General features: G+C 72.5%; 20 protein-coding genes and 1 pseudogene. 12 read left to right on the top strand and 9 right to left on the bottom strand.

What is annotated here, in order from left to right; genetic code table 11:
* The first annotated feature begins 27 nt into the window (after positions 1-27).
* Positions 28-939: a hypothetical protein gene (locus tag HEQ75_RS19350; RefSeq protein WP_168033766.1), complete on the top strand. Its 912-nt coding sequence runs from the start codon at positions 28-30 to the stop codon at positions 937-939.
* Positions 940-991: 52 nt separating this feature from the next.
* The gene (locus tag HEQ75_RS19345) at positions 992-1,972 is read left to right on the top strand and encodes a CorA family divalent cation transporter (protein WP_168033765.1); all 981 of its coding nucleotides are present in this window, start codon (positions 992-994) and stop codon (positions 1,970-1,972) included.
* Here HEQ75_RS19345 and HEQ75_RS19340 read toward each other — a convergent pair.
* The 3 genes from HEQ75_RS19340 to HEQ75_RS19330 all read right to left on the bottom strand — a co-directional run bounded on the left by HEQ75_RS19340 (position 1,969) and on the right by HEQ75_RS19330 (position 4,583).
* A complete protein-coding gene (locus HEQ75_RS19340) occupies positions 1,969-2,247 on the bottom strand; it encodes a hypothetical protein (RefSeq protein WP_168033764.1) in 279 nt (92 codons plus the stop codon). The two genes, HEQ75_RS19345 and HEQ75_RS19340, sit on opposite strands and share 4 nt — an antisense overlap.
* On the bottom strand, positions 2,248-4,041 hold the full coding sequence (locus HEQ75_RS19335; RefSeq protein ID WP_168033763.1) for a hypothetical protein: 1,794 nt from the start codon (positions 4,039-4,041) through the stop codon (positions 2,248-2,250).
* A 101-nt stretch (positions 4,042-4,142) separates the two neighbouring features.
* Positions 4,143-4,583: a nucleoside deaminase gene (locus HEQ75_RS19330; RefSeq protein ID WP_168033762.1), complete on the bottom strand. Its 441-nt coding sequence runs from the start codon at positions 4,581-4,583 to the stop codon at positions 4,143-4,145.
* Positions 4,584-4,681: 98 nt separating this feature from the next.
* On the opposite strand from HEQ75_RS19330, the gene HEQ75_RS19325 reads away from it, so the two are divergent.
* The 5 genes and pseudogenes from HEQ75_RS19325 (at position 4,682) to HEQ75_RS19305 (ending at position 10,292) form a co-directional block, all read left to right on the top strand.
* Positions 4,682-5,395, top strand: coding sequence for a gamma-glutamyl-gamma-aminobutyrate hydrolase family protein (locus HEQ75_RS19325; RefSeq protein WP_168033761.1), 714 nt, complete (start codon positions 4,682-4,684; stop codon positions 5,393-5,395).
* A pseudogene (locus HEQ75_RS19320) lies at positions 5,392-6,177 on the top strand (pseudouridine synthase); the annotation flags it as partial. The gene HEQ75_RS19325 and the pseudogene HEQ75_RS19320, both read left to right, overlap by 4 nt.
* A 169-nt stretch (positions 6,178-6,346) precedes the next feature.
* Positions 6,347-6,904: a 16S rRNA (guanine(966)-N(2))-methyltransferase RsmD gene (gene rsmD / locus HEQ75_RS19315; protein ID WP_168033757.1), complete on the top strand. Its 558-nt coding sequence runs from the start codon at positions 6,347-6,349 to the stop codon at positions 6,902-6,904.
* Between the two features lie 229 nt (positions 6,905-7,133).
* The gene (locus HEQ75_RS19310) at positions 7,134-8,576 is read left to right on the top strand and encodes a methyl-accepting chemotaxis protein (protein WP_328734443.1); all 1,443 of its coding nucleotides are present in this window, start codon (positions 7,134-7,136) and stop codon (positions 8,574-8,576) included.
* 246 nt (positions 8,577-8,822) lie between these two features.
* Positions 8,823-10,292, top strand: a complete 1,470-nt coding sequence (locus tag HEQ75_RS19305) for a PAS domain-containing methyl-accepting chemotaxis protein (RefSeq protein ID WP_168033753.1) — start codon at positions 8,823-8,825, stop codon at positions 10,290-10,292.
* Between the two features lie 99 nt (positions 10,293-10,391).
* On the opposite strand, the gene HEQ75_RS19300 is transcribed toward HEQ75_RS19305, so the two are convergent.
* Positions 10,392-11,747 carry a glycosyltransferase family 4 protein gene (locus HEQ75_RS19300; protein WP_328734442.1) on the bottom strand — a complete coding sequence of 452 codons (1,356 nt, stop codon included), beginning with the start codon at positions 11,745-11,747 and terminating at the stop codon, positions 10,392-10,394.
* A 254-nt stretch (positions 11,748-12,001) separates the two neighbouring features.
* Here HEQ75_RS19300 and HEQ75_RS19295 point away from each other — a divergent pair, with 254 nt between their 5' ends.
* Both HEQ75_RS19295 and HEQ75_RS19290 read left to right on the top strand, forming a co-directional pair.
* The gene (locus HEQ75_RS19295; RefSeq protein WP_168033749.1) at positions 12,002-13,441 is read left to right on the top strand and encodes a mannose-1-phosphate guanylyltransferase/mannose-6-phosphate isomerase; all 1,440 of its coding nucleotides are present in this window, start codon (positions 12,002-12,004) and stop codon (positions 13,439-13,441) included.
* 54 nt (positions 13,442-13,495) lie between these two features.
* Positions 13,496-15,670 carry a glycosyltransferase gene (locus tag HEQ75_RS19290; RefSeq protein WP_168033747.1) on the top strand — a complete coding sequence of 725 codons (2,175 nt, stop codon included), beginning with the start codon at positions 13,496-13,498 and terminating at the stop codon, positions 15,668-15,670.
* Positions 15,671-15,706: 36 nt separating this feature from the next.
* Here HEQ75_RS19290 and HEQ75_RS19285 read toward each other — a convergent pair whose 3' ends face one another.
* A complete protein-coding gene (locus HEQ75_RS19285; protein ID WP_168033745.1) occupies positions 15,707-16,696 on the bottom strand; it encodes a MerR family transcriptional regulator in 990 nt (329 codons plus the stop codon).
* Between the two features lie 59 nt (positions 16,697-16,755).
* Positions 16,756-18,036 carry a phosphoribosylamine--glycine ligase gene (gene purD / locus HEQ75_RS19280; RefSeq protein WP_168033743.1) on the bottom strand — a complete coding sequence of 427 codons (1,281 nt, stop codon included), beginning with the start codon at positions 18,034-18,036 and terminating at the stop codon, positions 16,756-16,758.
* A 54-nt stretch (positions 18,037-18,090) separates the two neighbouring features.
* Between purD and xseA the strand changes: the two genes are divergently transcribed.
* Genes xseA through HEQ75_RS19265 form a run of 3 tightly spaced genes read left to right on the top strand, consistent with a single transcriptional unit; the run spans position 18,091 to position 21,127 of the window.
* Entirely contained in the window at positions 18,091-19,569 is a 1,479-nt protein-coding gene (xseA, locus tag HEQ75_RS19275) for an exodeoxyribonuclease VII large subunit (protein ID WP_168033741.1), read from the top strand.
* Positions 19,569-20,375 carry a M23 family metallopeptidase gene (locus tag HEQ75_RS19270; protein ID WP_209318650.1) on the top strand — a complete coding sequence of 269 codons (807 nt, stop codon included), beginning with the start codon at positions 19,569-19,571 and terminating at the stop codon, positions 20,373-20,375. Before xseA ends, HEQ75_RS19270 begins: the two co-directional genes overlap by 1 nt.
* Before the next feature lie 5 nt (positions 20,376-20,380).
* Complete coding sequence (locus HEQ75_RS19265) at positions 20,381-21,127, top strand: SDR family NAD(P)-dependent oxidoreductase (protein WP_168033737.1); 747 nt, start codon at positions 20,381-20,383, stop codon at positions 21,125-21,127.
* A 117-nt stretch (positions 21,128-21,244) separates the two neighbouring features.
* Here HEQ75_RS19265 and HEQ75_RS19260 read toward each other — a convergent pair whose 3' ends face one another.
* The 3 genes from HEQ75_RS19260 to HEQ75_RS19250 form a co-directional block, all read right to left on the bottom strand.
* Complete coding sequence (locus tag HEQ75_RS19260) at positions 21,245-22,276, bottom strand: amino acid ABC transporter substrate-binding protein (protein WP_168033735.1); 1,032 nt, start codon at positions 22,274-22,276, stop codon at positions 21,245-21,247.
* Between the two features lie 375 nt (positions 22,277-22,651).
* Positions 22,652-24,292, bottom strand: coding sequence for an acyl-CoA synthetase (locus HEQ75_RS19255; RefSeq protein ID WP_168033733.1), 1,641 nt, complete (start codon positions 24,290-24,292; stop codon positions 22,652-22,654).
* Positions 24,293-24,483: 191 nt separating this feature from the next.
* Entirely contained in the window at positions 24,484-25,290 is an 807-nt protein-coding gene (locus tag HEQ75_RS19250) for an enoyl-CoA hydratase (RefSeq protein WP_168033731.1), read from the bottom strand.
* Between the last annotated feature and the right edge of the window lie 32 nt (positions 25,291-25,322).

Below are 25,322 nucleotides of genomic sequence, written 5' to 3'. Positions count from 1 at the left end.
TCCGCCCCGGACATGGCATGCGGGGGGATGACCACGGCCCATCTCCGCTGCGGCGATGATCTGCGCCGCCTGCTGCCCGAAGCCGGCTGGACCGGCCCCTATCACGGCATCGCCGACCCGGTCTGCGTCGGCGCGGTGGATGATGGGGAGCTGATGGCCTATCTCGGCCGCCGCGCCCGCGTCATCGCGCTGCATGCCGGGGTGGATGCGCAGGAGGCGCGGCTGCGCCTGGGCCGGGAATACATGGCGCTCGGCAGCCTGGCGCGGTTCGACCGCGTGCTGCTGTGGTTCGAGCATGATCTGTGGGACCAGGCGGTGCTGATCCGCGTGCTGTCCCTGCTGGCGGACCGCGCGCCGCTGGAGGGCCGGCTGTTCCTGATGCCGGCGGATGGCAGGCAGGCCTTCGCGGAAATGCCGGTGGAGGCGCTGGCGGCGCTGCAGCCGGAGCCGCTGACCGCGCTGCAGCTGCAGGCCGGGGCCGAGGCCTGGGCCGCCTTCGCCAGCCCGGACCCGACGGCGCTGGACCGGCTGGCGCGGCGCAGCCTGCCGCTGCCGCACCTGGCCGCTTCCATGCGCCGCCACCTGCAGGACCTGCCCTGGCGCAGCGACGGCCTGGCGCTGACCGAACGCCGGCTGCTGCGCGCGGTGGCGGAGGGTGCGACGGGGCTGGAAGCCGCCTTCCAGGTGCTGCGCCGGGCGGACCCGGTGTTCCACGTCACCGACCTGATCGTGAAGGAGGTGGCGCAGCGCCTGGCCACCGGGCCGCGCCGGCTGATCAGCCGCGAGACGCCCTGGCAGGTGACGGAGCGCGGCCATGCCGTGCTGGCCGGCCAGGCCCGCCACCGGCCGGCGCCGCGCTTCCAGGGCGGCGTCATGGTGGGGCCCGAACCGCTTTGGTGGTGGGATCCGCGCGCCGCCGGCGTGTACCAGGCGGCCTGACCACGCGCCCGACGAGGGCTATAAGGTCCGGGAAGCCTCCCCCGCAGGTGCCATGCCCGACATGATCCCCAGCCTGCCGCCCTGCCATGGGCTGATCGCCGCCTGGCGGCTGGGCCTGGTGCCCGAGAAGCTGGAGGCGGAGACGGTTCGCCAGCGGGTACTGGCCGGCGGGCAGCCGCTTTGGCTGCATTTCGACCTGGTGGACACAAGGGCCCGCCAGTTCCTCCTGGCCCTGCCCACCTTGCCGGAGGCCGCCCGCGCGGCGCTGGTGGAAACCGAGGAGGCGACGCGGATCGAGGCGGCCGATGGTGCCCTGTTCGGCTGCCTGCCGGACAGCCACTACGATGCCGAGCATCGGGAGGCGTCGGCGGTGGGCCTGCTGCATTTCGCGCTGCGGCCCGGCCTGCTGGTGACCGCCCGGCGCCATCCGCTGCGCGGCGTGCATGCCGCGCTGCAGGCACCGGTGGTGGAGACGGCGGAGGCGGCGCTGGGCCGCGCGCTGCACCACGCCATTTCCGCCTTCGCCCAGGGCATCGCGGTCCTGGCGCAGCATATGGCACGGATCGAGGATCAGTTGCTGCGCCCCGGCGACGACCCGCCGCGCGACCGCCTGGCGGCGGTGCGGCGGGAAGCGCTGCGCCTGTCGCGCCAGCTGGATCCGCTGGTCGAGGCGCTGGAGGAGTTGGAGGAGGACGCGCCGCCATCCCTCGCGTCGCTCGCCGGGCCGATGCTGCACGAGGGCCGGCGCGCGCGGGCCGCGGTGCGGACCCTGGCCGCGGTGCTGGAGCGCGGCCGCATTGCCCAGGACCACGCCGCCTCCCGCGCGGCAGAGGAGACGAACCGGCGTTTGCTGGTGCTGTCGGTGATCTCCGCGGCCATGCTGCCGGCGAGCCTGGTGGCGGGGATCTTCGGCATGAACGTGACCGGCGTGCCGGGGGTGGAGGAGCCGGGCGGCTTCGCCATGGCCCTGGCGCTGATCGCCGCCTCCGTCGCCGGGGTGCTGGTGGCGCTGCGGCTTGGGCGGCTGCTTTAGCCGGTGCGGCGCTGCTTGGCCGGCGGATAGGAGGACCAGCTGCCGCCCGCCGCGCCGAGGGCCTCTGCCGGCACAACCTCGATATCGATCCGCAGCGGGACACCGGCCGCTTCTCTCGGCAGGTCACGCCCCGGCCTCGGCAGCGTCACCTTCACGCCGAAATCGCCCTGCGCGATGACGAAAAGGCCGACGGCCCTTGGCTCCATCCCGAACAGCCTGTCGCCCTCCCGCAGGATGAGGTCGCGGACAGCCTGGGCGTCTCGATACGCGGCCATCTAGTGGATCCCCAAGCCCTGAAGGTGGATGTTTTCGTGGAAGGTCTGCACGTAGCCTACCACTCGGTCGCGGGCAATTCTTGCACTTATATGGCCGGGGGGTGGCGTCGGCGCCAGAACCGACCCCGCCACGATGAGGCCGAGTGGCGTGTAGCCCTCGTGATCCACGCAAATTAATGCGCCACTGTCGCCCGGTGCGAGACGAAATGGTTGTTTTTCATCCGAGTCGGCCAGGGTGATTTCCTGCAGGCCCGTGGCGGCAAACATCTGCCGTGTCATCGGGTAGAAGTATTTGATGGTGACGTCGATGGCTGTCAGCGTCGCCTGGGCGAAGGGGGTGGCGGCGGAAGCCTTCACCACAGCCAGTTCCTGCGACACCGTCTCGGGGTTGAAGGGATAGAACGCGCGGCGGAACACTCTCTGATCGAAGAGCTGGCGCTTGTCCGGCGTCGGCAGGAAGCCGGAATCCGAGATCTTCACGAGTCCGAGGTCTCCGCCGGTCGGCGCGGGATCTTCGCGGGTCGGGAACAAGGAAACGTGAGCGACCGTACCGATTCGGGTTCTCGGGTCCTCCGGCAGGGCCGGCGAATGCACATCATGGCCCAGAAGGGCGGTGCGGTTGCGGTCGAGGAAGACGTGTCCGGCGCTCAGCGCGAAGAAGTTCCGCCCCTCCGGATCGGCCAGAAGCAGGGCGACGGCGCCGACGCCACCCGTCTCCGCGGCGATGGAGGAGCCGCTCTGCAGGGACCCTGCCAGCGCGACCGCGGGGGTGGCTGAGCGAAAGCTCACCGCATGGCCGAACTGGTCGTGCAAGGTGGCCCGCAGCCTGGAAATCGCACGCGGGAGCAGGATTTTCCGTGTGCCGAGCCGCGCCGCGACACGAAAGCGTGGCGCGTTGTGCGTGCTGTCCTGGACCCGCATCAGACCGAGGCCGAGGGTCGAGGGAAGCGCCGAATCATCGAACCTGGCGGCGCCGGGGTAGTGGCTTGCCCTTGGCAGACGGCCCTGCTTCCAGCGATCCGGGTCCAGCCAGCCATCCCGCTCCGCCAGGCGCTCCACTTCCGCGCGCAGTGCCTGCGCGTCGTCGAGCGGCAGGGTCCGGGGCGGTGGTCCGTTCTGCGACGGGGCCGGCAGGGCCTTGGCGCTGCCGGCTGCGCCCTGTGCCTTGGCGGCGGGCGACTTGCCGTTGGGCGTCTTTGCAACCGGCGGCTCGGCCGTGGGCGACGTGCCGGCCGGTGGAATGTCCGGCGGCTCGGCCGTGGGCGCCGTGCCGCCTCGCTGGGTGCCGGCAAAAACGCCTGCGACGGTCGCCACGATGGCCGCGACCTCGGCCGGCACGCCGGGGTGCTTGTGGATCTCCGCGGCAACGAGGCCGGCGGCGCTGTCCCATGCAACCCGCACTTCCGTTGTCGCCACGGTCAACAGCACCACGATGGCGCCGGCAAGTGCCATCGGGCGCCAGGCATCGCCGGCGCCGAGGGCCATTGCCGGTGCGGCGGCATCGCGGCGCGCCGCCACGATCGGCGCGGCATAGTCCGCGCGCAGGGCGGCCAGGCGGTCCAGGGCATCCGGGCCAAGTCGGCCGAGCGCCGTGAACAGCGCCCTCTGCGCCTCGGGCTGCAACCGCTCGATCGCCTCGGCGGCGGGGCTCAGCAGGCCATCGGTCTCGACTCGGGGGGTGCCTGGCGGCGCCACGCCCAGCCCATCGGTGCCGTGGAAGGCGGCCACCAGGATCCGCTCGCCGATCCAGGACGCGGACAACAGCGCTGCATCCTGTTCCGTCCAGGCGACCATCCGGCGTGACCCTCCCAACCCAAGACGGACGATCCGGAACGAATCGTAAATGTCACAAGATCGTTACGCGGTGCACTTTGCCGCGTCAAGGTCGCCCCCTTTCACCGCAGCCCCGCGAAGAACCCCCGCAGCAGCGCCGCCGCCTCATTCTCCCGCACCCCGCCCACCACTTCCGGCGCATGGTGGCAGGTGGCCTGGTGGAACAGGCGGGGGCCGTGGTCCACCGCGCCGCCCTTCGGGTCATAGGCGCCGAAGACCAGGCGCTTCACCCGGAAATGCGCGATGGCCTGGGCGCACATGGCGCAGGGCTCCAGCGTCACCCACAGGGTCGCGCCGGGCAGCACCTTCTCGCCCACCGCGGCGGCGGCGGCGCGCAGCGCCAGCATCTCGGCATGGGCCGAGGCATCGCGCAGCGCCTCCACCGCATTGCCGGCGCGCGCCAGCACCTGGCCGGCAGCGTCCGTCACCACGGCGCCGACCGGCACCTCGCCCCGCGCGGCGGCGGCGCGGGCTTCCTGCAGGGCGATCTCCATCGGCGTCATCCGCCCTGCATGCCCCGGCCCGCGCAGCCGGTCGAGGCCCCTGTCGAAATCCGCCGCCGGCCGCGTGATGCCGGCGCCGGACGTGCTATGACGCGCGCATGAACAGACGCCCGGTCATCGGCGTGACCCTGGATGCGGAACCGGCCGGCGGCTGGTCCAAGCTGCCCTGGTACGCGCTCCGCCAGAATTACTTCTCCAGCATCATCGCGGCCGGTGGCCTGCCGGTGGCGCTGCCGCATCACCCCGAACTCGCCGTGGACTATCTGGACGCGATCGACGGGTTGCTGGTGACCGGCGGCGCCTTCGACGTGGACCCGGCGCTGTGGGGCGGCGGGGCGCCGCATCCGAAGGTCACGCTGAAGCCGGGGCGGACCGATTTCGAACTGGCGGCCACCCGCGCCGCGCTGAACCGGGACATGCCGGTGCTCGGCATCTGCGGCGGCCAGCAATTGCTGGCGGTTGCCCTCGGCGGCACGCTGATCCAGCACATCCCGGACGAGGTGCCGGGCGCGCTGGCGCATGAACAGCCGAACCCGCGCACCGAGCCGGGGCATGACGTGGCCATCGCCGCGGACACGCTGCTGGCGCGCATCGTCGGCGGCCGCCACATGGCGGTGAACTCGGCGCATCACCAGGCGGTGGCGACGCCCGGGACCGGCGTGGTCAATGCCCGCGCCCCGGACGGGGTGGTGGAGGGCATCGAGGCGCCCGGCCACCGTTTTGCGCTGGGCGTGCAATGGCACCCGGAATATGCCGTGGACCCGCGCGACCCGGATATCCTGGCCGCCTTCGTCGAGGCGGCCCGTCGATGACCGATGAGCCCCAGGATCCGCCGCCCGAAGCCGCCGAGGAGGAGGCCGAGCGCGGCGAGCGCATCGCGAAATACCTGGCTCGCGCCGGCATCGCCTCCCGCCGCGATGCGGAGAAGCTGATCGCCGATGGCGTGGTGAAGCTGAACGGCAAGAAGGTGGAAGGCCCCGCCACCTTCGTGAAGCCGGGCGACCGGGTCTCCGTTGCCGGCAAGACGGTGGCGACGGCGGAACGCACGCGGCTGTTCCGGCACCACAAGCCGGATGGCGTGGTCACCACCCACAAGGACCCGCAAGGCCGCCCCACGGTGTTCGAGCGCCTGCCGCCGGCGATCGGCCGCGTGGTCTCGATCGGCCGGCTGGACCTGACGAGCGAGGGGCTGCTGCTGCTGACCAATGACGGCGCCCTGGCCCGCCGGCTGGAACTGCCGAGCAATGGCTGGCTGCGCCGCTACCGCGTGCGGGTCTTCGGCCATGTGGATGAACGCGCCTTCGCTGCCCTGGCCCGTGGCCTGACCATCGAGGGCGTCGCCTATGGCCCCATCGAATGCGGGCTGGACAGCCGGCAGGGCGGCATCGCCTGGCTGACCGTCAGCCTGAAGGAGGGCAAGAACCGCGAGATCCGCCGGGTGATGGCGCATCTCGGCCTGCAGGTCACAAGGCTGATCCGCACCGCCTACGGCCCCTTCCAGCTCGGCACCCTGCCCAAGGGCGCGGTGGAGGAGGTGCATCCGAAGGTGATGCGCGAGCAGCTCGGCATCGGCGAGGCCCCGGCCCGGCGCCGGCGGCGGGAAGCCGATGCGGCGGCGGAAGCCGGCGCCAAGGCCGCGGCGGAAGCCGCCACCCAGGCGGAGGGCGCCGGCAGCCCGCCGGCCGAGGCCATCAAGCCGAAGCGCCCGCCGCGCCCGGGCAACATCCCGCGCGCCCGCAACGCCGAGCCACGGAGGCCGGCGCGTGCTGCGCGTGGTCGCCGGACTCCACCGCGGGCGTAGGCTCGCCGCCCCGCCGGGGGAGGCGACGCGGCCCACCAGCGACCGGGTCCGCCAGGCGGTCTTCGACATGCTGTGGCACGCCCCCTGGGCGGGAAGGGCAGCGGTGGAGGGCGCGCTGGTGCTGGACGCCTTCGCCGGCACCGGCGCCATGGGGCTGGAGGCGCTGTCCCGCGGCGCGGCGCGGGCGTGCTTCATCGAGCAGGACCGCGTGGCGCTGGCGGTGCTTCGGCAGAACATCGCGGCGCTGCGGGAGGAGCCGCGCTGCCTGGTGCTGCCGGGCGACGCGCTGCGCCCGCGCGCCGCGCCCGCGCCCTGCGGCCTGGTGTTCCTCGACCCTCCCTATGGGAAGGACCTGGTGCCGCGCGCCGTCGCCGCGCTGGCCGGTGCGGGCTGGCTGGCGGCGGGGGCGCTGCTGGTGGCGGAGACGGGGCGGGAGGAGGCGCTGGCGCTGCCCGGCTGGGCGGAGGTGGCGGCGCGGGACCATGGCGCGGCGCGGGTGGCCTTCCTGCGCGCCGCGTGACCGCGGCCGTGCATCAGCCGGTGGCGGAGGGCGCGGAAAGCCCGGGGGAGGCGGCAACGCTGCGGCAGGCGCCCCGCAGGATTGGGCTCGGGCGCCACCTCGCCCGCATGACGCAGGTCCCACCGGCCCGGGCGCAGCACTTCCTTCACGAATTGGTGAGTAGCCTTCGGCGCTTCGATGCGAGCCGGAGTTGTTCATGTTCATGTCGTTGATTCGTCAGAGCCCGTCGGTGCAGTCTCCGGCGCTTGAGGCACTGCGCACCTGCGTGATGGTGGCGGATTCCAGCCTGACGATCCGCTACGTGAACGCGGCGGCGCGGCGGCTGATGCAGGAGGCGGAGGCGGAGCTGCAGGCGGAATTGCCGGGGTTCAGCGCCGCCTGCCTGGTCGGCAGCAACATCGACGTGTTCCACAAGGACCCCCGGCACCAGCGCGGCATGCTGAAGGCGCTGCAGAAGCCGCATGCCGCGACGATCCGGGTCGGCCGCCGGGTCTTCGACCTGCTGGTGACGCCACTGATCGAGAAGGACCGCCATGACGGCTTCGTGGTCGAATGGGCGGACGCACAGGCGCGGTTGCAGAATGTCGACTATGCCGGCCAGATCGCAGCCATCGGGCGATCCCAGGCGGTGGTGGAACTCGGGCTGGACGGCACCATCCTCACGGCCAACGTCAATTTCCTGAAGGCGCTGGGCTACACGCTGGAGGAGGTGCGCGGCCGCAACCATACCATCTTCGTCGAGCCGGCCTTGCATGACAGCGCGGAGTATCTGGGGTTCTGGGAGAAGCTGCGGCGCGGCGAATTCCAGTACGGCCAGTTCCGCCGCATCGGCAAGGCGGGGCAGCTGGTCTGGATCGAGGGCGCCTACAACCCGATCCTCGATGCCACGGGCAAGCCCTGCAAGGTGGTGAAGTTCGCCACCGACATCTCGCCGCAGATGCGGCTGCTGTCCGACCTGAAGACGCTGATCGACCGCAACTTCGCCGATATCGACAACGCCATGGCCCGCAGCACGTCCGAGGCGGCGTCCGCATCCGGCGCCGCCGATGATGCTGCGCAGGGCGTGCAGCAGGTGGCCGCCAGCGCCGAGCAGCTCGCCGCCTCGATCAGCGAGATCGCGCGCAGCATGGCGCAGTCCCGCATCGCCACCGATGCCGCCTTCGAGCAGACCGTCTCGGTGGCCAGCAACACCGAATCGCTGGCCGGCGCGGCGCAGGCCATGTCGAACATCGTCGGCCTGATCCGCAATGTCGCCAGCCAGATCAACCTGCTGGCGCTGAACGCGACGATCGAGGCGGCGCGCGCCGGGGAGGCGGGGAAGGGCTTCGCCGTGGTGGCGAGCGAGGTGAAGAACCTGGCGGTGCAGGCGGCGCAGGCGACGCAGCAGATCTCCGCCGAGATCGACGGCATCCAGGCCACCTCCGCCAGCGTCGCCGAGGCGCTCGGCGCGATCCGCAGCGCCGTGACCACGGTGCGCGAGAGTGTCACCGCCACGGCGTCTGCGGTCGAGGAGCAGAGCGTGGTCACGCGCGGCATGTCGGCCAGCATGCACACCGCGTCGGCCGCCGTGACCACCGTCTCCGCCAACATCGCCGGCATCTCCTCGGCGATCGGCGAGGCGGCGCAGGCCGTGGCCCAGACGCGGGAGGCGGCGGAGGTCCTGGTGCGGTAGGGCGCGCGCCCCGCCGAACGAGGCGCGGCCCCGCTGGTCCACCTGCCGCCGGCGCCATGGCCGGCGGCGGATCCGTGCGACCAGGCCCCGATGCCGGCCGTGCAGGCCCTGCGCCCCGTCGCAATCGTCCTGGTTCTCAATACCGCCAAACATTTCAAGAGATTCGCATCCGTCGACGCGCAGCAAATTGTTCACAATCGGGTGAGACTAGTCGCGGGCACCAGGAAGCCGGAATGCCCCATGTTCATGTCCCTGATTCGGCCGAGCAAGCCGCCAGCCTACCCGGCGCTTGAGGCGCTGCGCACCTGCGTGATGGTGGCGGATTCCAGCCTGACGATCCGCTACGTGAACGCGGCGGCGCGGCGGCTGATGCAGGAGGCGGAGGCGGAGCTGCAGGCGGAATTGCCGGGCTTCAGCGCCGCCCGCCTGGTCGGCAGCAACATCGACGTGTTCCACAAGGACCCCCGGCACCAGCGCGGCATGCTGAAGGCGCTGCAGAAGCCGCATGCCGCGACGATCCGGGTCGGCCGCCGGGTCTTCGACCTGCTGGTGACGCCACTGGTCGAGAAGGACCGCCATGACGGCTTCGTGGTCGAATGGGCGGACGCACAGGCGCGGTTGCAGAATGTCGACTATGCCGGCCAGATCGCAGCCATCGGGCGGAACCTGGCGGTGGTGGAACTCGGGCTGGACGGCACCATCCTCACGGCCAATGAGAAGTTCCTGCAGCTGATGGGCTACACGCTGGCGGAGGTGCGCGGCCGGCAGCACGGCATCTTCGTCGAGCCGGCGCAGCGCGATGGCGCCGACTACCGTCTTTTCTGGGAGAAGCTGCGGCGCGGCGACTTCCAGTCCGGCCAGTTCCGCCGCATCGGCAAGGCGGGGCAGCTGGTCTGGATCGAGGGCGCCTACAACCCGATCCTCGATGCCACGGGCAAGCCCTGCAAGGTGGTGAAGTTCGCCACCGACATCTCGCCGCAGATGCGGCTGCTGTCCGACCTGAAGACGCTGATCGACCGCAACTTCGCCGAAGTGGACAGCGGCATCGCCCGCAGCACGTCCGAGGCGGCGTCCGCATCCGGCGCTGCCGACGAGGCCGCGCAGGGCGTGCAGCAGGTGGCCGCCAGCGCCGAGCAGCTCGCCGCCTCGATCAGCGAGATCGCGCGCAGCATGGCACAGTCCCGCATCGCCACCGATGCCGCCTTCGAGCAGACCGTCTCGGTGGCCAGCAACACCGAATCGCTGGCCGGCGCGGCGCAGGCCATGTCGAACATCGTCGGCCTGATCCGCGACGTCGCCAGCCAGATCAACCTGCTGGCGCTGAACGCGACGATCGAGGCGGCGCGCGCCGGGGAGGCGGGGAAGGGCTTCGCCGTGGTGGCGAGCGAGGTGAAGAACCTGGCGGTGCAGGCGGCGCAGGCGACGCAGCAGATCTCTGCCGAGATCGACGGCATCCAGGCCACCTCCGCCAGCGTCGCCGAGGCGCTCGGCGCGATCCGCAGCGCCGTGACCACGGTGCGCGAGAGTGTCACCGCCACGGCGTCCGCGGTCGAGGAGCAGAGCGTGGTCACGCGCGGCATGTCGGCCAGCATGCACACGGCGTCAGCCGCCGTGACCACCGTCTCCGCCAACATCGCCGGGATCTCCGCCGCCATTGCCCAGGCCGCCCGGGCGGTGAGCAAGACGCGGGAGGCGGCGGAGGTCCTGGTGCGGTAGGGCTTCCAGGTCGGGGCGGAAGCGGCTGCGGAGCGGGCCCCATCGAGAAGCTGGATGAGGGTCCGCGCTTCCTCCGCGCCGGGCCCGGGCCAGGCGGCGTCAGCCTTCCAGGCGGATGCCGATCCGGGCGTACATCGCCGCCAGGCGCTGCGCGTAATGGTCGGCGTCGAACAGCACCGCCTGGCGCGGGCCGCGGGCCGAAAGCTCCGCCCGCAGCTCCGCATTGCCGTCCAGCGCCTGGATCGCCTCCGCCATCGCGCGGGTGTCATAGGGGTCGACCGTCAGGGCCGCCTCGCCCACCACCTCGGGAAGGGAGGAGGTGTTGCTGGTCATCACCGGGGTGCCGAGCAGCATCGCCTCCAGCGCCGGCAGGCCGAAGCCTTCGTAGAGGGAGGGGAACAGCAGCGCGCGGGCGCCGCGCACCAGGCTGACCAGCAGGCGGAAGGGCGCGTAGTCCAGCAGGATGACGCGGTCGCGCAGCTTGCGTGTCAGCGCCTGCACGCCGTCGAAGGGGCCGGGGTCGGCCATCACGCGCTGGTCGTCCTCATAGATCAGGCCAAGCTCCTGGCGCATCTGCCAGGCCTGCTTGCCGCAGATCACCAGCGGCAGGGTGCTGCCGGAGGCGAGGTAGGCCTCGATCAGCCGGCCGACATTCTTCTTCGGCTCGATGGCGCCGAAGAACAGCCAGTACTGGCCCCATTCCAGCCCGAAGGCGCCCTGCACCTCGGCCCGCGCCAGGTTTTCCGGCTTGCGCGCCAGGCGGTCCGGGATTTCCACGGATTGGTAGGTGTTGGAGATCTTCTCCGCCGGGATGCCCAGCAGGTTCACGATGTCCTGCTTCGAGGCTTCGCTGACCGTCACGATGTGGTCGGCGCTGGCGGCGATGGCACGGCAGGTGCCGAGGTAGCGGCGCTTCACGTCCAGCGTCGCATAGGGCATGCGCAGCGGCACCAGGTCGTGGATGGTGTAGATGTTCTTCGTGCCCTCCACCCGCAGCGGCAGGGGGTAGGTCCAGTGCATCACATCCTGGGCATCGGGCAGGCGCACGCGGCCCATCTTGTTCTTCAGGCCGAAGCTCTGCACCGCGGCGCGGAACAGCTCCGGGATGTTCCACAGCGTGTCGGCATGGGGCAGGCGCGCCTCCAGCCCGCGGCGGATCACCCGGTCGGTCAGCGGCACCCGCTTGGCGTCCTGGCCGAAGGACAGCTTCACGCCATGGATGCTGTCGTCGATGGCGCGCTTCAGCCAGTGCGGCGGCTTCGGCCGCGCATCGTACAGCGTCACCTCCCGCAGCAATTCATCGGTGCCGGTGGAGCCGCGCTGGCCGTACAGCACGCCAACCTCCGCCCCCATGGCGCCGAGGCGGTGCGACAGGTTGCGGGCATAGGTCGCCACCCCGGTCCCCTGGTCCAACGCCAGGTTGTAGCCGTCGATCGCGATGCGGGGCTTCGACACGGGCAACCCTTTCCTGACCGGCTCCGGCATCCACCCCGACAAGGGCGGCCGGGCGCCATGCTGCGCCAGGGTTAAGCGGCCAGCCGCGCGCCACGTCAACCATGCAGCCCCGCCGCGCCCCGGCAACCTGGGCGCGCAGGCTGACACGGTTCCACCCCGCGGCCGCCTTTCTTTTTCCCAACAACCGGGACATACCCGGACGCTCTCGATGAGGTCCCGCCCCCATGCCCCAAGACGCCGTGCCGGTCGCCAGGATGGCTCGCACCGAGGATCAGGCCGGTGGCCTGATCGTGCCCGTGATCCTCTGCGGCGGCACCGGCAGCCGGTTGTGGCCGCTGTCGCGGGAAGGCTACCCGAAGCAGTTCTGGCCGCTGGTCTCCCAGGGCACCATGCTGCAGGAAACCGCCGATCGCGCCCGCGGCGCCGGCTTCGCGCCGCCCGTGATCGTGTGCGGGGAGGCGCATCGCTTCCTGGTGGCGGAACAGCTGCGCGAGGCCGGCATCCGCGACCCCCGCATCGTGCTGGAGCCGGAGGCGCGCAATTCCGCCGCCGCCATCGCCGCCGCCGCCGTGCTGGTGGGGGAGGAAACGCCCGGCGCCGTGCTGTGGATCATGGCCGCCGATGCCGCGGTGCAGGATGTGCCGGCCCTGCGCCGGGCGCTGGAGGCCGCGGCGGCGGCGGCGGCCACCGGCCGGATCTGCACCTTCGGCATCCGCCCCACCGTGGCGGAGACCGGCTATGGCTACATCGAGGCCGGGCCGGCGCTGGACGGCGTCGCAGGGGCCCTGCAGATCGCCCGGTTCGTGGAAAAGCCGGACGCCGCCACCGCCACCCGCTTCCTGGAAGGCGGCCGGCACCTGTGGAACAGCGGCATGTTCGTCGCCACCGCCGCCACCCTGGTGGCGGAGCTGGCAAACCATGCGCCGGAGGTGCTGGCCGCGTCCCGCGCCGCGGTGGCGGAAGGCACGCGCGACCTCGGCTTCGTCCGGCTCGGCGCCGGCTTCGCCGCCGCACCCTCCGTCTCCATCGACACCGCGGTGATGGAGCGCACGGCGCTGGCCGCCGTGGTGCCCTGCGACCCGGGCTGGTCCGATGTCGGCAACTGGTCCTCGCTGTGGGACATCGCGCCCAAGGATGCGGCGGGCAATGCCACCATGGGCCCGGCGGCGCTGCTGGGCGCCCGGCGCTGCTATGTGCGCTCGGAAGGCATCCTGACCGCCGTGGTCGGGCTGGACGACGTGGTGCTGGTGGTGACGGACGACGCGGTGCTGGCCTGCCACCGGGACCGCGCCCAGGACGTGAAGAAGATGGTGGAGCAGTTGAAGGCCGCCGGGCGGAAGGAGGCGACGGAGCACCGCCGCGTCTACCGCCCCTGGGGGTCCTATGAGGGCGTGGCGCTCGGCACCCGGTTCCAGGTGAAGAAGATCACCGTGCGGCCGGGCGGCAAGCTGAGCCTGCAGAAGCACTACCACCGGGCGGAGCATTGGGTGGTGGTGGCCGGTACGGCGATCGTCGAGCGCGACGGGGAGCGCATCCTGCTGCGGGAGAATGAGAGCGTCTACCTGCCGCTGGGCTGCGTCCACCGGATGGAGAATCCGGGCATGATCCCGCTGACGCTGATCGAGGTGCAGTCCGGCTCCTATCTGGGCGAGGACGACATCGTCCGCATCGAGGACAATTACGGCCGGGTGTGAGGCGCGGCGCTTTGCGCTATCCCTGGGGCTGGTCGGCTTCCAGGGGATTGCGGCATGGACGGGGCGCAGGGCGAGGCGGCGGGGTTGCTGGGTGAGGCGGATCGCCGGCGCGATGCCCGGGACTGGCGCGCCGCGGCCGAGCATTACGCCGCCTGGCTGGCCCAGCACCCGCAGGATTGGGGCATCTGGGTCCAGCACGGCCATTGCGTGAAGGAACAGGGCGACCCGCTGGGGGCCCTGGCCTCCTACCGGCAGGCCGAGCGCGGGATGCCGGACGACCCGGATGTGCAGATGCAGATCGGCCACGCGCTGAAGCGGGCCGGGGACCGTGCCGGGGCGCGCGCCGCCTATGCCCGCGCGCTGGAACTCGGCCCGGACAGCGACCTGGCGTGGCGGGAAGTGGCAACGCTGCTGGCGGAAGGCGGCGCGGCGGCGGAAGCCGCCACCGGGCTGACCCTGCTGGGCGACCTGTCCGTGGTGTTCGACCTTTCGGACCTGCTGTCCTGGTTCGGCACCAACCGCGCGCCGTCCGGCATCCAGCGGGTGCAGATGGAGATCGTCGGCCCGGCGCTGCGGCCGGGCGGGCCGGCCGCCACCGTGCTGCTGGCGGTGTTCGACGCGGAAGCCGCCTGCTGGCGCGCCCTGCCGCGGGAGATCTTCCTGCGCCTGGCCAGCCTGGCCCGCGCCGGGGCGGACCCGCTTGAGCCGGCCTGGCGGGAAGCGGTGGGGCTGGCCCAGGCTTCCGTGGCGGCGGCGCCGGAACTGGCCTTCCCGCAGGGCGCCTGGCTGGTGAACCTCGGCTCCGCCTGGTGGCTGGGCGACTACCACCGGGCGCTGCGGGTGGCCAAGGCGCGGCATGGCGTGCGCTATGCCGCCCTGGTGCATGATTGCGGGCCGCTGGTGGTGCCGGAACACAATGCCCCGGCAATGGTGGCGGAATTCGCCCGCTGGTTCGCCGGGCTCGGCGCGCATGCGGACCTGCTGCTGGCGGTGTCGGACTCCACCAGGGTTGATCTGGAACGGCTGCGCGGCCAGTATCTGCCCGGCCTGCCGGCGCCGCCGGTCGCCGTGCTGCGGCTGGATGCGGCGCCGGTGCGGGTGCCGCCGGCCCTGCGGCCGCATCCGGGCGCCGCGGCGCTGGCCGGGCGGCCCTATGCGCTGTTCGTCGGCACGCTGGAATCCCGCAAGAACCACCTGTTCGTGCTGAATGCCTGGCTGGCGCTGATCCGCCGGCATGGCGCGGCGAAGCTGCCGCTGCTGGTGCTGGTGGGGCGGCCCGGCTACCTCTCCGACCCCGCCCTGGCCCTGCTGCGCAACGCGCCGGCGCTGCGCGACGGCGTGCGGCTGCTGTCGGATGTGCCGGATTCGGCGCTGGGCGGGCTGTATGAGGGCGCGCTGTTCGCCCTGTACAACTCCTTCCACGAGGGCTGGGGCCTGCCGGTGACGGAGGCGCTGTCGCACGGCAAGGCGGTGCTGGCGCCGGACCACACCGGGCTGAAGGAGGCCGGGTTGGGCCTCGCCCTGCATTTCCGCCACCAGAGCGAGCCGGATTTCCTGGAGGCGGTGGAGCGCCTGGTCTTCGACCCAGCCTTCCGCCAGGCGCAGGAGGCGAAGGTGCGCGCCGGGCTGCGGCTGCGCAGCTGGCCGCAGGTGGCGGCGGGGCTGCTGGACCTTCTGGCGGGGGCACCGGCCGCCGAGGCGACGCCCCCGCCGGCGCCGCTGGGCGTGGTCCACCGCCTGGCGGAGATCGCCGCCCCGCTGCCCGAGCCGGCCATGGCGCGTGCCGATCTGCTGCGCGCGGGCGAAGGCTGGCACCGGGCGGAAGCCTGGGGCTGCTGGACCCGCCCGGGCCGCGCCGTGCTGCGGCTGGACCTGCCCGCGGCCGATGGGGCCGAGGGCGGCCCCGCGTCGGACGGGCTGGTTCGCCTGCACCTGATGCTGCGCGCGCCCGCCAGGGCGCAGCGGGTGACGCTGGCGGCGCCGGGGGGGGAGCCGCTGGTGCTGGAACTGGCGGCGGAGGCGCAGGCGGTGGCGGCGCTGGAACTGCCGCCTTCGACCGGCCCGCTGGACCTGGCCATCGAGGCCGAGCCGGCACCGGAAAGCGCGGCCCCCGGCTCGCGCGATGTCGGCATCGGCGTCGTCTCCGTCATGGCCTGCGCCGCCGGCGACCTGGCGGCGCGCCTGGCCTACCTCGAACGCCAGCGCTTCGTCTGGCCCGAGCCGGTCTGAGCCGGCTGCGGAAGCGAAGTTCCGCAGCCTGCCGGATCAGCACCGCCCCGGCAGCACCGCGACCATCCCCTCCGTCCTGGCGCGCACCTCGGGCGGGGCCAGGCAGCTTGCCACCGCCTCCTGCCCCGGGGCGCCGGGGCAGGGGGGCACCAGCAGGGGCGGGGCGTGGCTGGCGGGGCAGAACAGCACCGCCTCCGCTTCCTCCAGCGCCGGCAGGTCCAGGATGGCGCAGGACCGGGTCATCAGCACCAGCGGCGTCGCGGCCGGGCCGCGGCGGCGCAGATGCGCGACCAGGGCCTGTTGCGTCGCCGCATCCAGCCCCTGCTCCACCATGTCCACCACCCAGAGGCGCGGCCCCTCCGCCGCCAGCGCCGCCAGCAGGCATTCCAGCGCCGGGCAGGGCGTGGCGCCATCCTCCACCAGCCAGGCCAGCGATGCGGCGGCATCCCCCGGCACCAGCCCCGGCGGCAGCCGCCGGTCCAGGGCTAGGAAGGCGCCGCCCGGCACCGCCGCCGCCAGCGCCCGGCCCAGCCGCGTCTTGCCGCTGCCGAGCGGCCCGGTGAGGAAGACCAGCGGCCGCGGCGCCGCCAGTTCGAACCGCTCCCCGCCCCAGGGCCAGGGCAGGTCCAGCGCGATCCAGGGCGCCGCCAGCCCGGCCAGCGCCTCCGCCGGCGTGGCCGCGCCGGCGGCGAGGCCCGCGCGCAGGCCACGCAGCCGTTCCGCCTGGCCGGCGAGGTCGCGCATCCGCCCCTCCAGCCCGGCCTGGTGCGCCGCCAGCGCAGCGGCCAGCGTCGCGCTGTCGCCTTCCAGCACCCGGGCGATGCCGGCCAGGCTCAGGCCCAGCCGGCGCAGCATGGCGATCTGGTTCAGCCTGGCCATCTGCACCGGGCCATAGTGGCGCCAGCCGGCGGCATCGCGCAGCGGTGCCACCAGCCCGCGCTGTTCGTAAAGGCGTAGGGCCTTGGCCGAGAGCCCGATCTGCCGGGCGGCCTCGGCGGGGCTGTGGAAGGCGGTGCTGGCGCACATGGCGGTCTCGTCCCTGCGGGGTTGAGCCCCCGCTTCTGGGGGCGGCCCCAGGGGCGGGGTCAAGCGGTTTCCGGCAGCGCCCGCCAGCCGATGTCGCGCCGGCAGAAGCCCTCCGGCCAGTCGATCGCCGCCACCGCCGCATAGGCGGCGTCCCGCGCCGCGGCCAGGGTTTCGCCCTGGGCCTGCACCGCCAGCACCCGGCCGCCCTGGGCGCGGATCGTCCCCGCCGCGTCCCGCCCGGTGCCGGCGTGGAAGAGTCTCGCGCCAGGGATGGCGGCCGCCGCCTCCAGCCCCCGGATGGCGGTGCCGCGGCGGGGCGTGCCGGGATAGCCCTCGGCGGCCAGGATCACCACCAGGCTATGGGCGGCCGCCCAGTCCAGCGTTACCCCGGCCAGGCTGCCGGTGGCAGCGGCGGCGAGCACGGGCAGCAGGTCGGATCGCAGCAGGGGCAGCAGCGTCTCGCATTCCGGATCGCCGAAGCGGACGTTGTACTCGATCAGCTTCGGGCCGGCGGCGGTCAGCATCAGCCCGGCGAAGAGCACGCCGCGGAAGGGCGTGCCGCGGCGGGCCAGCTCCGCGAGCGTCGGGCGGATGAAGCGGTTCATCACCTCGTCCCGAAGGGCATCGGTGAAGGCGGGAGCGGGGGAATAGGCGCCCATGCCGCCGGTATTCGGGCCGGTATCGCCCTCGCCGACGCGCTTGTGGTCCTGCGCCGCGCCGAAGGCCAGCGCATCGGCCCCGTCGCACAGGGCGAAGAAGGAGACCTCCTCGCCGTCGAGAAATTCCTCGATCACCACGGCGGCGCCGGCGCTGCCATGGATGCGGTCCTCCATGATGGCGGCGATGGCAGCCTCGGCCTCCGCCAGGGTCGTCGCCACCACCACGCCCTTGCCGGCGGCCAGGCCATCGGCCTTCACCACGATGGGGGCGCCCTTCGCCCGCACATGGGCGCGTGCGGCGGCGGCGTCCTCGAACCTTGCCCACCCGGCGGTGGGCACGCCGGCGGCATCCGCCACCTGCTTGCAGAAGGCCTTGCTGCCTTCGAGCTGCGCGGCGGCGGCGGAAGGCCCGAAGCAGGCAATGCCGGCTGCGGCGCAGGCATCGGCGAGGCCCAGCGTCAGCGGCGCCTCCGGCCCCGCCACCACCAACGCCACCGCCTTCTCGCGCGCGAAGGCGACAAGGGCGGCAATATCCTCGGTGCCGATCGGCACGCAGTCCGCCACCGATTCGATGCCGGGGTTGCCCGGGGCGCACCACAGCGCCTCCAGCCGCGGCGAGCGGGCGATGGCCCAGCACAGCGCATGTTCCCGGCCGCCGCCGCCCACCACCAGCACCCGCATCACGATCTCTCCGCCCGGCTTCGCGCTGGCGGCCCCTTAGCATAGGGTCGGGGCATGGACACGACGCCCGCCGCCCCGCCCAGCCCCCCCCTGGGCAACGTCCCCGAATACGCGGTCTCCGAGATCGCCGGCGCCGTCCGCCGCACGCTGGAAGGTGCCTTCGGCCGGGTGCGGGTGCGCGGCGAGGTGTGCGAGGCGAAGCGCTACCCGTCCGGCCATTGGTACCTGTCGCTGAAGGATGAGAACGCCAAGCTCGAATCGGTGATCTGGAAGACCACCGTGCCGCGGCTGGCGATCCAGCCGGAGAATGGCGTGGAGGTGATCGCCACCGGCCGGATCACCACCTATGCCGATCGCTCCAAATACCAGCTTGTCATCGACCGGCTGGAATTCGCCGGCGCGGGCGCGCTGCTGGCCCGCATCGAGATGCTGCGGAAGAAGCTGCTGGCGGAGGGGCTGTTCGAAGACTCGAAGAAGCGCCCGCTGCCGCGCCTGCCGGTGGTGGTCGGCGTGGTCTCCAGCGAGGCCGGGGCGGTGATCCAGGACATCCGCACCACCATCGCCCGGCGCTTCCCGCGCCACGTCATCCTGTGGCCGGTGCCGGTGCAGGGGCAGGGGGCGGCGGAGAAGATCGCGGCGGCGATCGCCGGGTTCAACGCGCTGCGGCCGGGCGGGCCGATCCCCCGCCCCGATGTGCTGATCGTGGCGCGCGGCGGCGGCAGCCTGGAGGATCTGATGGCCTTCAACGAGGAGGTGGTGGTGCGCGCCGCCGCCGCTTCCGCCATCCCGCTGATCTCCGCCGTGGGGCATGAGACGGACACCACGCTGATCGACTTCGCCTCCGACCAGCGGGCGCCGACGCCGACCGCCGCGGCGGAGTTGGCGGTGCCGGCGCGCAGCGACCTGCTGGCCGACCTGGCGCAGCGGGAGGCGCGGCTGCGTGGCGCGATGACGCGGCAGTTGCGCGCGGCGGAGACGGTGCTGCTGCGGCTGGAACGCCGCCTGCCGGACGTGCCCGCCCGCCTGACGGACCTCCGCCGCCGCCTGGACGAGGCGGAGGAGTGCCTGGCCCCCGCGCTGCGCCATTTCGTCGATCGGCGGCGGGAGGCGCTGGCCCGGCTGCCCATGCCACACCCGCGCGCCGGCATCGCCGCCCGGCGCGGCGCGCTGGCGCTGCTGCAGGGCCGCCAGGGTGCCGCCTTCGCCCGGCTGGTGCAGCGCGCCCAGGGCGCCCGCGCCCTGGCCGCCTTCTCCGCTGCGCCACTCGCCAGCCTGGTGCGGGAGAAGGCGGCGAAACTCGCCGGGCTTTCGGCGCGGCTGGAGGCCGGGTCATACCAATCCGTGCTCGCCCGCGGCTTCGCCCTGGTGCGCGACGCCGAGGGCCAGGCGCTGACCCGCGCCGCGCAGGTGGCGCCCGGCGCGAAGCTGTCCATCGTCTTCGCCGATGCGGCGGTGGCGGCGACCGCGGAGGGCGAGGCGCCGAAGCGCGGCCGCGCCAGCCGGAAGGCCCCGGCGCAGGAGAGCCTGCTGTGATGCGTCGACGCCTTCTGCTGGCCGCGCCCGCCCTGCTGCTGGCGCGGCCGGCCCTCGCCATCACCTGGCGCGGGGTGCCGGCGCAGGGCGCGCTGGTGCGCGGCCAGGCGGCGCCGGGCACGCGCCTGGCCCTGGATGGCCGTGCCGTGCGCGTGGCGCCGCAGGGGCATTTCGCGCTGGGCTTCGGCCGCGACCATGATGCCAGCGCCAGCCTGTCCATTACCCACCCGGAGGGGCGGCGGGAGACGCGGCGCCTGCCGGTGGAGAAGCGGGATTGGGATGTGCAGCGCATCGCCGGCCTGCCGCCGGCGATGGTGACGCCGGGGGAAGCGGCGCTGCGCCGCATCACCGACGAACGCGCCCGGCTGGCGGCGGCGCGCGGCCTGGATGCCGCCGGCACCGGCTTCACGGCGGAGATGGCCTGGCCGGCGCGGGGCCGCATCAGTGGCGTCTATGGCAGCCAGCGAATCCTGAACGGCCAGCCGCGCCAGCCGCATTACGGGCTGGACGTGGCCGCGCCCACCGGCACGCCGGTGGCCGCCGCGCTGCCCGGGCGGGTTTCGCTGTCCGGCGATTTCTACTTCTTCGGGCAGCTGCTTGTGCTGGACCACGGGCATGGGGTGAACACGCTGTATGCGCATCTGTCCGAGCGCCTCGCGCGGGAAGGGCAGGTGGTGGCGCAGGGGGAGCGCATCGGGCTGATCGGCGCCACCGGCCGCGTCACCGGACCGCACCTGCATTTCTCGCTGTCCTGGTATCAGACCTTCCTCGACCCGCAGCCGCTGCTGCCCCGCGAACAGGGATGACGGTGATGGATTTTGCAGGCTACCCGTCCCTGGCGGGGAAGGTGGTGCTGATCACCGGCGGGGCTTCCGGCATCGGCGCGGAGATGGTGGCGCAGTTCGCCCGGCAGGGCGCGCAAACCGCCTTCCTGGATTTCGACCAGGCCGGCGGCCAGCGGGTGGCGGGGGAGACCGGGGCGTTCTTCGTCGCCTGCGACCTGCGCGACATCGCCGCGCTGCGGGCCGCCATCGCCGATGTCGTGGCGCGCTTCGGCCCGGTGCAGGTGCTGGTGAACAACGCCGCACGCGACGACCGCCACGGGCTGGAGACGGTGGAGCCGGATTACTGGGACGAACGCATGGCGACCAACCTGCGCCACATGTTCTTCTGCGCCCAGGCTGTGGCGCCAGGCATGCGCGCCGCCGGGGCGGGGTCCATCATCAACATGGGCAGCGTCAGCTGGATGGGCGCGCAGGGCGGCATGCCGGCCTACACGGCGGCGAAATCCGCCGTGCGCGGCCTGACCCGGGGCCTCGCGCGGGATCTCGGCGTGGATGGCATCCGCGTGAACGAGGTGGTGCCCGGCTGGGTGTTCACGGAACGGCAGGAAGCGCTGTGGGCGGCGCCGGAAGCGGTGGCACGGCATCTGGAGAAGCAGTGCCTGAAGCGGAAGGTCATGCCGCCTGACATCGCGCGGATGGTGCTGTGGCTGGCCGCCGACGACAGCGCGATGGTGACGGCGCAGTATTTCGTGGTGGATGGCGGCGGGGTCTGAACCCCGCCGCCCGCACCGCCCTGCCCCTGAGGGGGTTCAACGGCGGCCGCCGGGGGCGGCCGAGGCGCCGCATGGCGCCGGCCGCAGCTGCGGCGAGCCCCGCGGCGCGTGAGCTTCCTACCGCAAGGGCAGCGCGTAGATCAGGCCGCCGCCGGTCCACAGCCGGTTCGGGCCGCGCGGCAGGTTCACCGGGGTGCTCGGGCCGAAATGCCGGTCGTAGATCTCGCCGTAATTGCCCAGCGCGCGGACGACGTTGTAGGCCCAGGCCGGGTCCAGCTTCAGGGACTGGCCGAGTTCCGGCGTCACGCCCAGCAGGCGGCGGGTGTTCGGGTTCACGCTGGTGCGGCGCATCGTCTCCGCATTCGCGCGCGTCACGCCCTGTTCCTCGGCCTCGATCACCGCATAGGTGTACCAGCGGACCAGGTCGAACCACTCATCGTCGCCGCGGCGGATATAGGCGCCGTAGGGCTCCTTGGAGAAACGCTCGTCCAGGATGGTCCAGTCCGCCGGGCGCGGCATGGAGGAGCGCACACCGGCAAGCTGGGAGGCATCGGTGCCGAAGGCGTCGCAGCGGCCGGCCTGCAGCGCGGCGCTGGCCTGATCCGTGCGCTCGTAGAGCACCGGGCTGAAGGGCACGTTGATGGAGCGGAAATAATCCGCCGTCACCTGCTCGTTCGTCGTGCCCTGGATCAGGCAGATGGTGGCGCCGCGCATCTCCGCCACCTTGGAGACGCCGAGATTGGCGCGCACCATGAAGCCATGGCCGTCGTAGAAATAGGTCACGGCATGGCGCAGGCCGAGCGTGGTGTCGCGCAGCATGGTCTGGGTGGAGGTGCGGAACAGCACATCCACCTCACCCGAGCCCAGCGCGGTGAAGCGGGTGGAGGAGGAGAGCGGGACGAAGCGCACCTTCGACGCGTCGTTGAAGATTGCCACCGCGACGCCGCGGCAGAGATCCACATCCATGCCCTGCCATTCGCCGCGGCTGTCCGGCAGCGCGAAGCCGGCGACGCCGGTGTGGATGCCGCAGACCAGCAGGCCGCGCGCGCGGATCGCATCCAGCGTCGGGCCGGCTTCGGCCGGCGTGGGTTGGAAGAAGGTCGCGCAAGCGGCGAAAGCCGCGGCCGCGAGGCCCCGTGCCCAAGACATTGATTGAAGCCCCCTGATTGATTGGCGGGGGGAATGGTCACGCCGCCCGGGCGCGGCTGTCAATGAGCCTCCCGGCTCTGGTCCGGGCGGGGGCAAGAAAAAACCCCGGCGGATCGCTCCGCCGGGGCCTTTTGCATGGATCCTGTGGCGTTGCCGCCTTGAGCCTAGTGACTCGCCGCCGCGCTGGCGGTGGCGATGATCCAGGCCGCGGAACGGATGCCCGCCTTGATACCATGAGACACTGGATCACCTCCTTTCGGTTGTTGACGACTGGAGCGGATGATGGGGAGGAAGCTGCCGCACCGCAAGCAAAGTTTCGCAGGCGCTCCGAGCCCTCATGCGCCGGGCGCGCGCCGGGCTTGCCGCACCGCCGGTTCAGCCCGCACCCTCCCGCGCCTGGGCGCGCAGGATGTGCTTCTGGATCTTGCCCGTGCTGGTCTTCGGCAATTCGGCGAAGACGACGTGGCGCGGCACCTTGAAGCCGGCCAGCCGGCCCTTGCACCAGGCGACGAGGTCTTCCGCCGTTGCCTCCGCCCCCGGCTTCAGCTCGATGAAGGCGCAGGGCGTCTCGCCCCATTTCTCATCCGGCCTGGCGACCACGGCGGCCACCGCCACGGCGGGGTGCTTGTACAGCGCGTCCTCGATCTCGATCGAGGAGATGTTCTCCCCGCCCGAAATGATGATGTCCTTGGACCGGTCCTTGAGCTGGATGTAGCCATCGGGGTAGGTCACGGCGAGGTCGCCGGTGTGGAACCAGCCGCCGGCGAAGGCCTTTTCCGTCGCGGCCGGGTCCTTCAGATAGCCCTTCATCACGACATTGCCGCGCATCATCACCTCGCCCATGGCGGTGCCATCGGCGGGGATCGGCGCCATGCTGTCCGGGTCCATCACGGCCAGGCCCTCGAGCGCGATGTAGCGCACGCCCTGGCGCGCCATCAGCGCCGCCTGTTCCGGCGCCGGCTTCGCATCCCAGGCATGGTTCCATTCATTCACCACGGAGGGGCCGTAGCATTCCGTCAGGCCATAGACATGGCAGACGGCGAAGCCGGCTTCCTTCATCGCGCCCAGAACGGCCTCCGGCGGCGGGGCGCCGGCGGTGACGAACTGCACCTGGTGCGGCAGCGGCTTCTTCTCGGCCTCCGCGGTGGCCAGCAGCGTCGCCATGACGATCGGCGCGCCGCACATGTGTGTCACGCCTTCGGCGGCCATCAGCGCCCACATCGCATTGCCGCGCACGGCGCGCAGGCAGACATGCGTGCCGGCCTGGGCGGTGACGGACCAGGGGAAGCACCAGCCATTGCAGTGGAACATCGGCAGCGTCCAGAGATAGACCGGATGCTTGCCGATGCCGGCGGAGAGCATGTTGCCGATGGCCAGCAGCTGCGCGCCGCGATGATGGTACACCACGCCCTTCGGACGGCCGGTGGTGCCGGAGGTGTAGTTCAGCGAGATCGCGTCCCACTCATCGCCCGGCAGCGCCCAGGCGTAGTCCGCCGACCCCTCGGCCACCAGCGCCTCGTAATCCAGCGCCCCCTCCAGCCGGTTGGCGCGGGCGGCGTCGCTCGCCTCCGGGTCGTCCACCTCCACCAGCAGCGGCTTCACCGTGCAGAGCGTCAGTGCCATGCGGGCCAGGGGGGCGAATTCGCGGTCCACCACCAGCACCTTCGCCTCCCCATGGTCGAGGCAATAGGCGATGGTCCCGGCATCCAGCCGCGTGTTCAGCGTGTTCAGCACGCCGCCCGACATCGGCACGCCGTAGTGGCATTCCAGCATGGCGGGGATGTTCGGCAGCAGCACCGCCACCGTGTCGCCCCGCGCCACGCCGCGCCGGGCCAGCGCATCGGCCAGCGCCACGCAGCGCGCGCGCAGCGCGCGATAGGTCCGGCGGGTCGCGCCATGCACCACGGCCACCTGGTCCGGGAAGGCCAGCGCGGCGCGTTCCAGGAACAGCAGCGGCGTGAGCGGCTGGTGGTTGGCCGGCGTGCGGGGCAGGGCATCGTAGTCGGAGGCAGCCATCAGGAATCTTCCTTGGACCGGTCTTCTTGGGGCGCGCCCGGGCATCTGGCGCCGGGCGCGCCGGTTTCGGCAATGATCTGGATCAGCCGATCAGAGCATGCGTGCGAATCGGGGGCGGGCTGCGATGCCCGATGCCATCGCTCGGCTTTGTCCTGCCACCCTGGCGCTTGCGGGCATCGGTCCACAACCTTTCAGCGATCCTGCCAGACCGGCTTCCGCTTCGCGAGGAAGGCGCCGATGCCTTCCGCCGCATCGGCGGCCATCAGATTCTCCGTCATCACCGCCGCGCAATGCGCGTAGGCGGCATCGAGCGGCAGGCCGCGCTGGCGGTGGAAGGCGGCCTTGCCGAGACGGACGGTATGGGCAGAGCGCGCGGCGATCTGCCCGGCCAGCTGATCGGTCGCGGCCGCCAGCCCCTCGGCCGGCACTACCCGGTTCACCAGGCCGATCCGCCGGGCTTCCTCGGCCGGCACCATCTCCCCGGTCAGCAGCATCTCCATCGCCGGCTTGGCCGCCACGGCGCGGGACAGGGCCACGGCGGGGGTGGAGCAGAACAGGCCGATATCGACGCCCGGCGTGCAGAACCTGGCCGCCGCGCTGGCCACCGCCAGGTCGCAGCTGGCGACAAGCTGGCAGCCGGCGGCGGTGGCGATGCCCTGGACGCTGGCGATCACCGGCTGCGGCAGGGCGACCACCGCCTGCATCACCGCCGCGCAGCGGTCCATGGCGGCGGTGAAGAAGGCGCGGCCGCCATCCTCGTCGTTGCGATGCGCCGTGATCTCCCGCAGGTCGTGCCCGGCGCAGAACACCGGGCCGGCGGCGGCCAGCACCACCACCCGCACGCTGTCATCCAGGGCGATCTCCGCCAGCGCATGGTGCAGCGCGCCGAGCATGGCGAAGGACAGCGCATTGCGGCTGTCCGGCCGGTTGAGGGTGAGACGGGTGACGCCGGCCGCGCTGTCCTGGCGCAGCAGCAAGGGGGTGCTGCCTTCGGGCATGGTCAGTGCGCCCGGCCGCGGGGCGTGGTGGT

The sequence above is a fragment of the Falsiroseomonas selenitidurans genome, assembly GCF_012103215.1.
GTDB lineage: Bacteria > Pseudomonadota > Alphaproteobacteria > Acetobacterales > Acetobacteraceae > Falsiroseomonas > Falsiroseomonas selenitidurans.
The sequence above is the reverse complement of the archived record's forward strand: the minus strand, read 5'-3'. Positions and strand labels throughout refer to the sequence as shown.

What these genes read in the sequence shown, in the direction of transcription:
- HEQ75_RS19350 (WP_168033766.1), top strand. Translation starts at nt 28, where the DNA reads ATGACCACGGCCCATCTCCGCTGCGGCGATGATCTGCGCCGCCTGCTG.
- HEQ75_RS19345 (WP_168033765.1), top strand. Translation starts at nt 992, where the DNA reads ATGCCCGACATGATCCCCAGCCTGCCGCCCTGCCATGGGCTGATCGCC.
- HEQ75_RS19340 (WP_168033764.1), bottom strand. Translation starts at nt 2,247, where the DNA reads ATGGCCGCGTATCGAGACGCCCAGGCTGTCCGCGACCTCATCCTGCGG.
- HEQ75_RS19335 (WP_168033763.1), bottom strand. Translation starts at nt 4,041, where the DNA reads ATGGTCGCCTGGACGGAACAGGATGCAGCGCTGTTGTCCGCGTCCTGG.
- HEQ75_RS19330 (WP_168033762.1), bottom strand. Translation starts at nt 4,583, where the DNA reads ATGACGCCGATGGAGATCGCCCTGCAGGAAGCCCGCGCCGCCGCCGCG.
- HEQ75_RS19325 (WP_168033761.1), top strand. Translation starts at nt 4,682, where the DNA reads ATGAACAGACGCCCGGTCATCGGCGTGACCCTGGATGCGGAACCGGCC.
- HEQ75_RS19305 (WP_168033753.1), top strand. Translation starts at nt 8,823, where the DNA reads ATGTCCCTGATTCGGCCGAGCAAGCCGCCAGCCTACCCGGCGCTTGAG.
- HEQ75_RS19295 (WP_168033749.1), top strand. Translation starts at nt 12,002, where the DNA reads ATGGCTCGCACCGAGGATCAGGCCGGTGGCCTGATCGTGCCCGTGATC.
- HEQ75_RS19290 (WP_168033747.1), top strand. Translation starts at nt 13,496, where the DNA reads ATGGACGGGGCGCAGGGCGAGGCGGCGGGGTTGCTGGGTGAGGCGGAT.
- HEQ75_RS19285 (WP_168033745.1), bottom strand. Translation starts at nt 16,696, where the DNA reads ATGTGCGCCAGCACCGCCTTCCACAGCCCCGCCGAGGCCGCCCGGCAG.
- purD (WP_168033743.1), bottom strand. Translation starts at nt 18,036, where the DNA reads ATGCGGGTGCTGGTGGTGGGCGGCGGCGGCCGGGAACATGCGCTGTGC.
- xseA (WP_168033741.1), top strand. Translation starts at nt 18,091, where the DNA reads ATGGACACGACGCCCGCCGCCCCGCCCAGCCCCCCCCTGGGCAACGTC.
- HEQ75_RS19270 (WP_209318650.1), top strand. Translation starts at nt 19,569, where the DNA reads ATGCGTCGACGCCTTCTGCTGGCCGCGCCCGCCCTGCTGCTGGCGCGG.
- HEQ75_RS19265 (WP_168033737.1), top strand. Translation starts at nt 20,381, where the DNA reads ATGGATTTTGCAGGCTACCCGTCCCTGGCGGGGAAGGTGGTGCTGATC.
- HEQ75_RS19260 (WP_168033735.1), bottom strand. Translation starts at nt 22,276, where the DNA reads ATGTCTTGGGCACGGGGCCTCGCGGCCGCGGCTTTCGCCGCTTGCGCG.
- HEQ75_RS19255 (WP_168033733.1), bottom strand. Translation starts at nt 24,292, where the DNA reads ATGGCTGCCTCCGACTACGATGCCCTGCCCCGCACGCCGGCCAACCAC.
- HEQ75_RS19250 (WP_168033731.1), bottom strand. Translation starts at nt 25,290, where the DNA reads ATGCCCGAAGGCAGCACCCCCTTGCTGCTGCGCCAGGACAGCGCGGCC.